We start from the raw sequence: 12,706 nt of genomic DNA, 5'->3' as shown, positions 1-12,706 counted from the left end.
CATTTTGAAATATTATTACAAAAATGTTTGTAATAACTTGTGTGTTTCTAATAATTGATTTTGTAAGGTATCAAGATACTTAATTGTATTGCCGATAGTGAGTTCTTCAATAGGGCTCTGATCATGTATTAAAAGGAATTGGTAATAATTATAATGTGGCAAAGAAAAGCGTTGTAAGGATATGTCTGAGAATAGGATGAGCTCGTCTTCAATAAATTGTTGGATATCTTGTTTGTATTGTTGTTTCTTTTTATTTTGAGTAACGATGGCAAATTTATATGTTTCAATTAAATTGAGTAGTTTATGAATGTGTTGAGCGAGTTGATGATATTCTAAGTTATACATAAAACGGATCCTTTCATATAAAATTTAAAATGATGAATATGATTTTCTGGAATTGTTAAGAATGGTAGGATATACAATATAAAATTTAAAAATGATTTTAAAGGGAGCTGTTGAAAGTGGAAAGAACAAAATATCGTTTTAAAGATATTGTGTGGAAAGACTTTTCTCTGATTGCGATTTTAATTGTAAGTATGATTGTTTTTACATTGGTTGGTATTTTATTTAGTTTCGTTTATGTAGATCATTTAACAGAAAAAATAGTGATAAAGTTAAGTGTTGTTATACAACTACTCTCATATGTTGTCACTGTGTTTAGTTTTTATTTTTTACATATTAAAGACTTTAAAATGCATTTGAAGAAAAATACAGCATTTATAAAGCAACATTATTTATTTCTGATTACAGTAACAATTATAATGATGATTTGTAGTGCAATTTATAACATGACTATGCAAATGTTACCTGATGACATTGGTTTTAATGAAACTCAAAACGAGCTAGAACTAATGAATTTGTTTGATCAACCTTCATTTTTGCCATTTACATTTTTATTGATTGTAATTGGAGCGCCATTAGTGGAGGAAATATTTTTTAGACATTTACTGATAGGTGAACTAGGGAAGAAATTTAATGCTATTGTTATGGGGATTATTTCAGCTATTCTATTTTCATTAATGCATGTGATGGGAGCGGAATCTCCATTAGAAATAGGGAGTTATATAATTTTAGCAATTGCTATGGTATATGCATACATCAAATCAGGATTTAAATTAATAGCAAGTGTAAGTATACACATGCTTAATAATTTAATTTCATTTATTTTTACGCTTATTACGTTATATACATAATGTGAACCCTTGAAAAAATCCCATTGAGTTTTTAGGACTCAGTGGGATTTGAAAATTGTTGATAGTTATTGATAGTAATATCTTGTGTTTTTATTTTTTTCTCAAAAGAATATGAAATATCATGGATATCAACAATAGGTATTTCATTTGTTTTACCGAGACCAATTTCAAAAATAACTGCTTTCCATAATCCGTCTGTACATAATAATCCGATAAAAATTACATTTTCAGTAATAATGTCGTTATCTTTATTATACTCCATTGCCATCACATTTCGTTCAGTGCAATAGATTAAAACCTCTGAAAAGATGGGTGGCAAGTCAACATGCGTTTGTTGATTAAATTTTATATACCGGTCGAGCTTTTTAAGCGCTCGTCTCATTTTCGTATAAGGTAAATTTAAACATTTTTTTATAATTGCGTTTATCTCTTCTTTATATGGAAGTGTTGTATATGATTGACTTTCATTCAATACTAAGAATAAAGCAGTAAGTTGATTGTCAGTTAATTCAAGCTCATAACTATTAGGTGTTTCTTGAAGTTGATAACCGCCTAATTTGCCATGTTTTGCTAGAATTTTTACCCCTTGATCTTCTAAATCTTGTATATCTCTTAAAATCGTACGTTTTGATACATCTAAGTCTATCGCAAGTTCTGAAGCGGTAATTTGCTTATTTTGCTGTATTGCTTGTACCAATTTATTTTGCCTTTCGCGTTTATTCATTAGAAAGTCACCTCCCAAATGATTACATATTACATTCATTATAGCATAAAAGTGACAATGACGACATTTATAAAGTTTTAAAAAAAGTTATAGAAAACGCTTACATTTTCTGATTGTTTATGTTAGTATAATAATTAGTAACAAGGGGGTAGCGAAAAGATAACAAAGGGGTAGGCTATTACATATAGTTTTGTTAATATCTTTTTCGTACGAGTTACTAAGCAAACATCTTCAATATTTATTACTTACTTTCCTTTCTATTTAGAGGCTGGGGCAAATTAATTGTCTCAGCCTCTTATCGTTTTATTGGATTTCATCTTTGTCAGGATGATTGCAATGAAATGATTTTAAAATAAATTCGATTTCAGTCCTATTCCTTTATTTATGGTATTGAGTCTATATTGAACAATAATTAATGGTAAAGGTTTGTTACTGTAATTATATTTATATGATAAAATAAAACAAATTATACATATTAAATAATTAAAATGAAAAAATTTATTGATTCGTTTAAAGAGGGGGTCTCAAATGAATAAAGAAGCGTTATTAAACATTGATAATTTAGTAAGAGATTGGCTAACAACATTAGATGATATTATTCCACAGTTAATCAAAGAAATGGTTACTTCAACGAAACAAAATCGATTTGATTTAGTGACCAATGTAGATAAATCTATTCAACAAAATTTCGAACAATTTTTACAGCAACATTTTCCAAGCCACCAACTCTTCGCTGAAGAAAAATCAAATGATGACATCTTAGCAAAAAAAGGACATGTATGGGTCATGGATCCGATTGATGGTACTACAAATTTGGTTAAGCAACAAGAAGATTATTGTATTATTTTGGGCTACTTTGTCGATGGGGAACCTGCACTATCATATATCTATGATTATCCACACGGCAAACTTTATAAAGCAATCAAAGGGCAAGGCGCATATATGAATGGTAATTTATTGCAACAGCCTGAAGCTATTCAATTAAAAGATGCAATTATTTCATTTAATACATTGGTGATGAATGATGATACGATTCATGAACTCAATGATGCTTCTTTTGGATATCGTTTCATTGGCTCATGTGGTTTAGATTCCGTGCGTGTGATTTTAGGGCAATTTGGTGCGCATGTAAATACTAATCCCAAACCATGGGATATTGCTGCACAATTTTTATTCGCTGAAGAATTGGGATTAAAAATGACGACATTAAATAATACAACTTTAGATTTTGCGAAAGCAGGACCTTTTATTATTAGTAATAAAGCTTGCCATAAAGAAATGTTGACGATTCTAAATTCAGGATCTGGATATCAAAAATAATTATTTAAAATTATTAATTATTTAACAATAGGTCTTAAGCACCATGTTTATTAAATAAGTTTACTATATAATTTATAATTAATTGAAATAGAAAATCGAATACAGAATGGAGAATGAAAAAGGTGAATCGTTCTAACAAATATAATAAAAAGAAAATGGGGTTGCCCACGAAAGTATTTTTGTGGTTCTTGGGTATATTGCTAATCTTAGCAATTTTAGCCGTTGTTTATTTAGGGTTTAAAATATTTTCTGTTGGTGGGGCAATACATAACCCATTAGATAGAGATAAATCATCTTTGAGAGAAGAAAAAGCTAATCTTAATAATGGAGATCCTTTTACGATTGCTTTATTTGGCGTAGATTCAGATGCTAAAAGGGATGCTGAAGGTGGGGGACAACGTAGTGATACGATTATGGTGTTATCTATCAATCCTGAGAAGAAATCCTCTGAAATTGTGAGTATACCTAGAGACACTCAAGCGGATATTGTAGGTAAAGGTACAACTGAAAAAATTAATCATGCGTATGCTTATGGTGGGCCTGACATGGCTGTGAAGTCAGTAGAAAAACTATTGAATGTGCCAATAGATCACTATGCAACGGTAGATATGGACGGCATGAAAGATATGATAGATACCGTGGGTGGTATTGATGTCACTAGTAACGCTACTTTCTCATATGATGGATTCCAATTTAATGAAGGACAAAAGTCTCATATGGAAGGAAAAGAAGCAATGGCATTTATAAGAAGTCGTAAAGAAGAAGGCGCTGGTGGCGACTTTGGTAGACAAGAGCGTCAGCAATTAGTGATACAAGGTCTAGCCAACAAATTAACGAGTATCAGTTCAGTTACACATTTTAATTCGTTGATGAATCACGTTGAAGACAATATGAAAACAGATTTGACTTTAGGAGAGTTAAACAAAGTTAGAGGTAATTATAAAGATGCAAACGATAACGTGCACCGTCATCAATTAGAAGGTCAAGGCGGGATACAAGATGATGGGCTTTATTACTTTATACCTAGCCAAAGCTCGTTATCTGAAATAGAAAGCGATATAAAAGATAATTTAGGTATTTAGTTTAATAAATACACGCAATCAATTACATTGGTTGCGTGTATTTTTATTTTTGTCATTAAAATAATCAATACTCAGCGAAAATATTTAGCACTATAAAATAATATTTATATTAAGCAGGCGAAAAATAGTGGAAAGCCTTAACATTTTATTGATTTACATATACAATATAAATAACATTACCAAAAAGTGTGGGGCTTTTAGGATGGAATGTTATCAAACATCTTTGATTCATAAACATGGGCTTTATAAAATTAATAGGGGTGAATAGTATGCAAGAACATTTAATTATTACATTAGATGGCAAAGATTATCTTGTGGAACCCGGAACAAACTTACTACAATTTATTAAATCACAAGATACGTTTGTACCTTCTATATGTTATAACGAATCGCTTGGTCCTATAGAAACTTGTGATACGTGTACAGTAGAAATAGACGGTGTGATGCAACGTGCTTGTAGTACGACGATAGATAAACCAATGATTGTTAATACACAAAATGATAACGTACAAACAAGTCAAAAAGAAGCTTTAGACCGTATTTTAGAAAAACATATGCTTTATTGTACAGTATGTGATTATAATAATGGTGATTGTGAAATTCATAATACAATGGATCAGTGGGGTCTCGAACATCAAACATATGAATACAAGGAAAAACCATATGAAAAAGATTATGGTCCGTTCTATCGTTATGATCCAGACCAATGTATTCTATGTGGGCGCTGTGTTGAAGTTTGTCAAGATGTCCAAGTCAACGAAACTTTAACGATTGATTGGGAACGTCAACAACCGCGTGTCATTTGGGATAATGATACAACAATAAATGATTCATCATGCGTTGGGTGTGGTCAGTGTGCGACGGTATGTCCTTGTAATGCAATGCTAGAAGTCAACATGGAAGGTAACGCTGGCTATATGACAGATTTAGAGCCAGGATCACTTGCTGCGATGATCGATTTAACTAAAAAAGCAGAACCAGGTTATGGACCGCTATTTGCGGTATCTGATTCGGAAGCAGCGATGCGTGAAGAACGCATCGAAAAAACTAAGACTGTATGTACATATTGCGGTGTTGGTTGTTCATTTGACGTTTGGACAAAAGGTAGAGAAGTATTGAAAGTACAACCTCAACATGAATCTCCAGCAAACAAAATTGCAACGTGTGTGAAAGGTAAATTCGGTTGGGATTATATTGATTCAGAAGAAAGATTAACTAAACCATTAGTACGTAAAAATAATCAATTCGAAGAAGTAGAGTGGGATGAAGCACTACAAGTGATTTCTGATAACTTTAACAAGGTAAAAGCTTCTCACGGCTCAGATGGTCTAGCATTCATTTCTTCATCTAAAGCGACAAATGAGGAATCATATTTAATGCAAAAACTTGCGAGACAAGTGATTGGTACAAATAACGTGGATAACTGTTCTCGTTACTGTCAAGCCCCTGCAACCAAGGGATTATTTAGAACGGTAGGACATGGCGGTGACTCTGGTTCAATCGAAGATCTTGAAATTGCTGACATGGTTGTTTTAATAGGGACAAACACTGCAGAAGCGCACCCAGTCATCGCTTCTCGTATTAAACGTGGACATAAATTATATAATAATACTTTAAATGTGTTTGATATACGTAAACATGAAATGGCTGAAAGAGCTGATAACTTCTATCAACCTAAACCAGGTACTGATTTAGTATGGTTATCAGCTGTGACAAAATATATTATAGATAATGACTTACACGATAAAGCTTTTGTTGATGAATGGGTAAATGGCTTCGATGAATATCATAAATCTTTAGCTCCATATACGATGACATTTGCCGAAGATACAACAGGTATTTCGCAAGAAGCGCTCATTGATTTTGCGCATCAAATGGTTAATGCTGAAACAGTGTCAATTGCCTGGGCTATGGGTGTAACACAACAAGATATTGGTAGTGACACGTCTACTGCAATATCCAACTTATTATTAGCTACAGGTAACTATAGAAAACCAGGTACTGGTGCATATCCGCTTCGTGGTCACAACAACGTACAAGGATGTAGTGATATGGGGAGTATGCCTGATCAATTCCCTGGTTACCAAAAAGTGGTAGATGATGAAATCCGCGCTAAATTTGAAAGAGAATATGGTGAAACATTACCAAGTGTTCCTGGCAAAGATAACCATCAAATGATGGAAGGCATTCATGCTGGTGAAATTGACGCTTTGTATTTATATGGTGAAGATACAGGTATCGTTGATTCAAATATTAATTATGTACAAGCTGCACTTGAAAAAGTTGGTTTTTTAGTCGTACAAGATGAATTTTTCACTTTCACTGCTTCATATGCAGATGTAGTTCTACCGGCATGTCCATCACTAGAGAAGACGGGTACTTTCACCAATACTGAACGTCGTATCCAACGCTTATATCAAGCACTTGAACCTAAAGGTGAATCAAAACCAGACTGGGTCATTATCCAAGATGTAGCTAGAACATTAGGTTATGATTGGAATTACACAAATCCAAGTCAAATCATGGATGAAATTGCTAAATTAACACCATCTTATTCAGGTGTTAATTATGACAGATTAGATGGATACAATAGTTTACAATGGCCTGTTGCTGAAGACGGCACAGACCAACCAACATTGTATTTAGATGGATTTAACTTTGAAGACGGTAAAGCGAATTTCTATCCTTTAACATTTGATAATTTCTTTAAAGTTAATGAAGAATACGATTTACATGTTAACAACGGACGTTTATTAGAGCATTTCCACGAAGGAAATATGACATATAAAGTACCAGGTCTTGCGTATAAAGTTCCTCAACCGTTCGTAGAGGTATCTCCAGAACTAGCAAAAGAAAGAGATATTCATGAAGGGGCAGAGGTTAAGTTGATTTCAGACAGTGGTGAAGCTGAATTGATCGCACACGTAACAGATCGAGTGAAAGGGAAAGAAATTTATATTCCATTAAATAACAATGCCATGATTAATGGCGATCAAGGCGCTATTAACTTATTGACAAATAGTGATGTGGATAAAGATACAGATACACCTTCTTATAAACGTACAAGTTGTCGAATGGAAGTTAAAACACGCAGAGGAAAATCACCATTGAACCCAACAAACTTCCGAGTAAATAAACAAAGACAACCACAGTATAGTGTACGTGTTGAAGACAAATGGAAACGTGATGATTACACTTTCCCAGGAAGTCAGGTGAATAAATAATGGCTGAGAGAATAACGAAAATTAAACGCATGCAAAAGTCTGAAGAACAAATTAAACAAGAAAGTTTAGCAGAAGTTACCGATGCAATTGCAGCAAATAAAGATAGTATCATGAAAGCTATTAATATTATTAGCACGTTAGACGATGCCAAAATACTAGATGCGCTATCAGGTATCGTCAATAGTCGAGGTGTTATCGCTAATAAATTCGCAGTTGAATTAAATAAAGAACAATACACAGGATTGATTACCAATATGGCATCACTTGTTTTCCTTTTAGGTGATTTGAATGTCAAAGATTTGAGCATTATGTTAAATAAAGTAAATAAAGGCTTAAGTGTTGCAAATCAAGCTAGTCCAAACCAAAAAACATCTATTACTGGTTTAATGAGTGTACTTAAAGATGATGAAATGAATCGTAGTTTAACTTATATGTTAAATATGCTCAGAGGTATGTCTAGATAATAAAATGAAGTGCATATATTATATGAAAAAGCTCTTATTGTGAATTTTATTCACATAAGAGCTTTTTGCTATTATAAATGACATATTGAAAATTAAGTAAATATGATACAATTTCAATGAATAGAATGATTGATTTAGAATTTAGTTACAAGGAGTGGAGACTTATTAATCCGAAATTAATTAAAACCATGGCTATTATTTCAAATATATTTTTAGTCATTGGTATTATATTTTTAATTACTTTAAATGTTGTGATGGCAATTACAATGTTTGTTGTTTCTTTGACAATTAGCTTAGTAATTTTCAACACATTATTTAGAAATCGAAAGGGCATGCGTATTGCAATTAACGTTTCCTTTATAATCGTTCTTATTGCGGTTATTTTTGCCTATTTCACATTAACTCAATAAAATGCAATGCAGGGAGATTTTAAAATATGAATGAGCGTGTTAAGCAACGTATACCGTTAATATTATTAATATTAATTATCGCTATATTTGTGATTTTATTAATAATAAATGAAACATCTTTATTTGAGAAACAAAAGACCCATACTTTTAATGAAGCGGTAGATAAACAAGTAAGCTCAGATGCATTAAATATGAAAGAACAAGAAGGTAAATTTATTAAAGCTTCTACTGCAGATGTGAAAAAAGCAATGGAAGTTAATAGTGATCAAGACGATTTAAATCATATGGATATTTCTGAAAAAGTATCTATGTCCGAAGACGAGATAAATAAAATTTTAAAAAATAAAGGTATATTAAAAGGGAAAGGTAAAACTTTCCTAAAGGCACAAGATAAGTATGATGTTAATGTTTTATATTTAGTGAGTCATGCCCTAGTTGAAACAGGTAATGGTAAATCAGAATTAGCAAAAGGTATTAAAGATGGAGATGAAAGATATTATAACTTTTTTGGTATAGGTGCATTTGATGAAAATGCAGTACATACTGGTAGTAGCTTTGCAAAAAAACAATCGTGGACATCCCCTGAAAAAGCAATTATGGGTGGTGCTCAATTTGTAAGGAAAAATTACTTTGATAATAAACAAATATCACTTTATCAAATGAGATGGAATCCTAAGACACCTGGTGAGCATCAATATGCAAGTGATGTGGATTGGGATGACAATATCGCTTGGTTTATGAAACATTTTTATAAAAATTCAGGCATTAAAAAAGATGACATCAACAAAGATTATTATTTGTAGTGACATCAACAAAGATTACAACCACAATTTTTAGAAACTTACATTACATTTTGTTATGTTATTATACAAATGTGAATATAATATTAAAAGATTAGGGAAAGTTGGAGTGAATAAAGATGAAAATAGCCATCGTCGGTGCAGGTATAGGTGGTTTAACTGCAGCAGCTTTATTAATAGAGCAAGGTCATGATGTAAGTGTATTTGAAAAAGAAGATACAGTATCTGAATTAGGTGCTGGTATTGGCATTGGTGGTAATGTCATTGAAAAACTAAATGGTCATGATTTAGCAAAAGGACTGAAAAACATTGGACAAGTTATTGATGTGATGGAAGTTCGGGATGAAAAAGACAAACAATTATCAAAACTTAAGTTGAAAAAAAACACTGTTAATTTAACAATGTCACGCCAAAGTTTATTAGATGTGATTAAATCTTATGTGCCTGATAGCGTAATTTTCACAAATCATAATGTAACAGGAATTGAAAATGGGGACTTGAAAGTGACCTTACAATTTTCTGAACAAACTTCACAATCATTTGATTTATGTATCGGCGCTGATGGTATCCATTCAAATATAAGGCAAGCATTAGTACCAAATAGTAAACCAATTTATCAAGGATACACAGTATTCAGAGGCTTAGTTGAAGATATTGATTTAAAAGATAACCACATTGCTAAGGAATTTTGGTCTACAAAAGGTAGAGTGGGTATTGTGCCATTATTAAATAATCAGGCTTATTGGTTTATTTCAATTTCTGCCAAAGCACATGATACTAAAATACATGCTTTTGCGAAACCACATCTACAGGCAAGATTTAATCATTTTCCTAATGAGGTTAGACAAGTTTTAGATAAACAAAGTGAAACAGACGTATTATTACATGATATGTATGATTTAAACCCATTGAAATCATTTGTTTATCAACGTGTTGTGCTTTTAGGTGATGCTGCTCATGCAATGACACCTAACATGGGGCAAGGTGCTGGTCAAGCAATGGAAGACGCTATTGTTCTCGCGAATTGTGTGCAATCATATGATTTTGATTTAGCTTTGGAACGCTATGATAAATTACGTGTGAAGCATACAAAAAAAATAGTGAAGCGCTCTAGAAAAATAGGGAAAACTGCGCAAAGAACAAATAAATTTGTCGTTAAAGTGAGAAATAAAATTGCTAAAATCCTTCCTGATCGATTACTATCCAATCAGACAAAATTTATTTATAAATCGAAAGAAAAGTAAAACATATATTTAGAACAAAACGCTCAATATCATAAAGGCCGTAAATGTATTTTAGAAAAATACATTTACGGCTTTTTATCTAAATTGACTATTATTTTGTTAACTTTACTAAGGTGATAATCTAGTTTGTCATTTTCAATGCTTAAATTATGTCATATAGAACTATCTGATTAAATTTAATTTGCTCTTAATTTTTATTGCATAAACAACCTTGCAAATAGAAAAACACTTCCGTGCTATTCATTTAAATAAATAGCACGGAAGCGTTTTTATTTTAATCCTATTAATTGCGGGAGTTTATAACTGTTTTCAATAGAAACTGGTATTTAAACATAAGTCAAAAATGAAGATATCTCAGTGTCTATGTTTTGTTAAATAATCAGTGATTAATTAACGACAAATTTAGGTTCTTCACCATTAAGTTTACTTATTGTGTCATTAGCTACAATTTTTGACATCATATCACGAGATTCAAACGTAGCATTACCAATGTGAGGTGTAATAACAACATTATCTAATGATTTCAGTTCATCATTAATTTCAGGTTCAAATTCAAACACATCTAATGCCGCGCCTTCGATATCTTTATTTTTCAATGCTTCTACTAAAGAGGCTTCATTTACGATAGGGCCTCTAGCTGCATTAATGAGATAACTTGTTGGTTTCATTAATTTGAATTGTTCAGTGTCAAATAAATGGTGTAAATCAGGATTATATGCAGCATTAATTGTAATAAAATCTGAGTGCTGTAAGAGTGTATCAAAATCAACATATTTAGCGCCTATTTCACGTTCTTTATCAACTTTTTGATGAGGTCCTGTGTAAAGTACGTTCATATCAAATGCTTTCGCACGTTTTGCCACTGCGCTTCCAATTTCTCCTAAACCAATGATTCCTATTGTTTTACCAGAAACTTCTCTGCCACGGAAGAATAATGGTGCCCATCCGTCAAATCCGGTTGTACGACATAATTTATCGCCTTCAGGAATACGTCTCGCTACAGCTAATACAAGTGCGAAAGTTAATTCTGCTGTAGAGTTTGTTGAAGCTTTTGGTGTATTTGTTACATCAATTTGCTTTTGGCGTGCGTGTTCAACATCTACGTTATTGAAACCAGCGCCATAGTTTGTGATGATTTTTAAGTTTGAGCCTGCATCAATCACATCTTTATCAACATTAGTAGATAGAAGGCTGATTAAAGCGTCGGCATCTTTAACGCCTTGGATCAATGTTTCTTTATCAATAATTCCTTTACCTTCATACATATCGACTTCATAATCTTGTTCTTTTAGCAAGTTATACCCAACTTCTGGTATTGGGCCTGCAATGAAAACTTTTACCATGTATAATCACTTCCTTTACCTAAAGTATAGTAAATTTTATATAAGTAAACAAACTTTTACATTGCTCTCAATTATAACAAAGTACATATTACATATAATTATAGTTCTAAAATAAAGTGATTATTTTATTATCGTAGATATTGCGTTAATTTAAAAAGTTATTTTAGCCAACAATTTTCAAACCAACAATTGCTAAAACAATGATAACAATAAAGAAAATACGTTTGATATTTTTAGATTCATTATAGATGAGCATGCCAGCTAGCGTGCCACCACCTGTACCGATACCGCTCCATACAGCATAAGCAGTCCCCATAGGTATACCCATTGTCATCGCTAGTTTAAGTGTGCTGAAACTACAAATAAAGGCAACTGCTAAAAGCACAACGAATGCTTTCTTTTTAGTACGAGCAATTTCATTTAGAATAATGACACCAATAACTTCTAGTAAACCAGCCATAAATAGTATGATCCATGCCATTATTGTTCAGCCTCCTCTGTAGTTAATTTAAGACCGATAATTCCAATTACAAGTAAGATAACTAATGCTATTTTCGCAATGTTAAAATGGTCTCCGAAAAACATCATATCAACCAGTACCGTTCCAATTGCACCAATACCTACAAATACAGCATAAACAGTTCCAACAGGTAACGATTTACAAGCTGAAATGACTAAATAGAAACTCAATATTAAAATAATAATCGTACCAGCCCAACTCAAGAATGAGTCAGCAGTGTTTAATCCAGTAACCCATAATATTTCTATAATTCCTGCTACGATAACTTTAAGCCACTGCATTTGGTTCAACCTCCTTTTTGCATGAAACGCTATTATTTTCTCAAACTTTTAATTAGCCTGCAATATGTAGACATCATTTCAATATAAAAAAGCCTAAGACA

The 12,706-nt window shown here is 32.2% G+C and carries 13 protein-coding genes; 8 read left to right on the top strand and 5 right to left on the bottom strand.

Annotated elements, in window-relative coordinates; genetic code table 11:
- Window positions 1–15 precede the first annotated feature (15 nt).
- Window positions 16–345, bottom strand: coding sequence for a hypothetical protein (locus tag KA824_RS05005; protein WP_107385085.1), 330 nt, complete (start codon window positions 343–345; stop codon window positions 16–18).
- Between the two features lie 116 nt (window positions 346–461).
- On the opposite strand from KA824_RS05005, the gene KA824_RS05000 reads away from it, so the two are divergent.
- The gene (locus tag KA824_RS05000; protein ID WP_107521366.1) at window positions 462–1,193 is read left to right on the top strand and encodes a CPBP family intramembrane glutamic endopeptidase; all 732 of its coding nucleotides are present in this window, start codon (window positions 462–464) and stop codon (window positions 1,191–1,193) included.
- Window positions 1,194–1,224: 31 nt separating this feature from the next.
- Here the strand turns inward: KA824_RS05000 and KA824_RS04995 are convergent, their stop codons facing one another.
- A complete protein-coding gene (locus KA824_RS04995) occupies window positions 1,225–1,917 on the bottom strand; it encodes a helix-turn-helix transcriptional regulator (protein ID WP_019468333.1) in 693 nt (230 codons plus the stop codon).
- A gap of 528 nt (window positions 1,918–2,445) precedes the next feature.
- Between KA824_RS04995 and KA824_RS04990 the strand changes: the two genes are divergently transcribed.
- The 7 genes from KA824_RS04990 (at window position 2,446) to KA824_RS04960 (ending at window position 10,461) form a co-directional block, all read left to right on the top strand.
- Window positions 2,446–3,237, top strand: coding sequence for an inositol monophosphatase family protein (locus KA824_RS04990; RefSeq protein ID WP_107385139.1), 792 nt, complete (start codon window positions 2,446–2,448; stop codon window positions 3,235–3,237).
- Window positions 3,238–3,359: 122 nt separating this feature from the next.
- A complete protein-coding gene (locus KA824_RS04985; RefSeq protein ID WP_308811669.1) occupies window positions 3,360–4,319 on the top strand; it encodes an LCP family glycopolymer transferase in 960 nt (319 codons plus the stop codon).
- A gap of 269 nt (window positions 4,320–4,588) precedes the next feature.
- Window positions 4,589–7,543, top strand: a complete 2,955-nt coding sequence (gene fdhF / locus KA824_RS04980; RefSeq protein WP_107385141.1) for a formate dehydrogenase subunit alpha — start codon at window positions 4,589–4,591, stop codon at window positions 7,541–7,543.
- Window positions 7,543–8,007, top strand: a complete 465-nt coding sequence (locus tag KA824_RS04975; RefSeq protein ID WP_107385142.1) for a helical membrane plugin domain-containing protein — start codon at window positions 7,543–7,545, stop codon at window positions 8,005–8,007. The genes fdhF and KA824_RS04975 overlap by 1 nt, the downstream gene beginning before the upstream one ends.
- A gap of 125 nt (window positions 8,008–8,132) precedes the next feature.
- On the top strand, window positions 8,133–8,417 hold the full coding sequence (locus tag KA824_RS04970) for a hypothetical protein (protein ID WP_181187396.1): 285 nt from the start codon (window positions 8,133–8,135) through the stop codon (window positions 8,415–8,417).
- 26 nt (window positions 8,418–8,443) lie between these two features.
- Window positions 8,444–9,220, top strand: coding sequence for an N-acetylglucosaminidase (locus KA824_RS04965; protein WP_107386434.1), 777 nt, complete (start codon window positions 8,444–8,446; stop codon window positions 9,218–9,220).
- A gap of 116 nt (window positions 9,221–9,336) precedes the next feature.
- Window positions 9,337–10,461, top strand: a complete 1,125-nt coding sequence (locus KA824_RS04960) for an FAD-dependent monooxygenase (RefSeq protein WP_107384155.1) — start codon at window positions 9,337–9,339, stop codon at window positions 10,459–10,461.
- A 386-nt stretch (window positions 10,462–10,847) separates the two neighbouring features.
- On the opposite strand, the gene KA824_RS04955 is transcribed toward KA824_RS04960, so the two are convergent.
- The 3 genes from KA824_RS04955 to KA824_RS04945 form a co-directional block, all read right to left on the bottom strand.
- Window positions 10,848–11,804, bottom strand: coding sequence for a 2-hydroxyacid dehydrogenase family protein (locus KA824_RS04955; protein WP_181187381.1), 957 nt, complete (start codon window positions 11,802–11,804; stop codon window positions 10,848–10,850).
- Window positions 11,805–11,967: 163 nt separating this feature from the next.
- On the bottom strand, window positions 11,968–12,285 hold the full coding sequence (locus KA824_RS04950; RefSeq protein ID WP_107384153.1) for a DMT family transporter: 318 nt from the start codon (window positions 12,283–12,285) through the stop codon (window positions 11,968–11,970).
- Complete coding sequence (locus KA824_RS04945; protein WP_107384152.1) at window positions 12,285–12,605, bottom strand: DMT family transporter; 321 nt, start codon at window positions 12,603–12,605, stop codon at window positions 12,285–12,287. The genes KA824_RS04950 and KA824_RS04945 overlap by 1 nt, the downstream gene beginning before the upstream one ends.
- Window positions 12,606–12,706: the final 101 nt, after the last annotated feature.

Source organism: Staphylococcus sp. GDY8P198P, from assembly GCF_017891615.1.
GTDB lineage: Bacteria > Bacillota > Bacilli > Staphylococcales > Staphylococcaceae > Staphylococcus > Staphylococcus cohnii.
This window is presented reverse-complemented; position numbering and strand designations above follow the sequence as displayed.

Bases quoted from the DNA above. Each gene is read 5' to 3' on its own strand.
- KA824_RS05005 (WP_107385085.1), bottom strand. From the start codon at position 345: ATGTATAACTTAGAATATCATCAACTCGCTCAACACATTCATAAACTA.
- KA824_RS04995 (WP_019468333.1), bottom strand. From the start codon at position 1,917: ATGAATAAACGCGAAAGGCAAAATAAATTGGTACAAGCAATACAGCAA.
- KA824_RS04990 (WP_107385139.1), top strand. From the start codon at position 2,446: ATGAATAAAGAAGCGTTATTAAACATTGATAATTTAGTAAGAGATTGG.
- fdhF (WP_107385141.1), top strand. From the start codon at position 4,589: ATGCAAGAACATTTAATTATTACATTAGATGGCAAAGATTATCTTGTG.
- KA824_RS04975 (WP_107385142.1), top strand. From the start codon at position 7,543: ATGGCTGAGAGAATAACGAAAATTAAACGCATGCAAAAGTCTGAAGAA.
- KA824_RS04970 (WP_181187396.1), top strand. From the start codon at position 8,133: ATGATTGATTTAGAATTTAGTTACAAGGAGTGGAGACTTATTAATCCG.
- KA824_RS04965 (WP_107386434.1), top strand. From the start codon at position 8,444: ATGAATGAGCGTGTTAAGCAACGTATACCGTTAATATTATTAATATTA.
- KA824_RS04960 (WP_107384155.1), top strand. From the start codon at position 9,337: ATGAAAATAGCCATCGTCGGTGCAGGTATAGGTGGTTTAACTGCAGCA.
- KA824_RS04955 (WP_181187381.1), bottom strand. From the start codon at position 11,804: ATGGTAAAAGTTTTCATTGCAGGCCCAATACCAGAAGTTGGGTATAAC.
- KA824_RS04950 (WP_107384153.1), bottom strand. From the start codon at position 12,285: ATGGCATGGATCATACTATTTATGGCTGGTTTACTAGAAGTTATTGGT.
- KA824_RS04945 (WP_107384152.1), bottom strand. From the start codon at position 12,605: ATGCAGTGGCTTAAAGTTATCGTAGCAGGAATTATAGAAATATTATGG.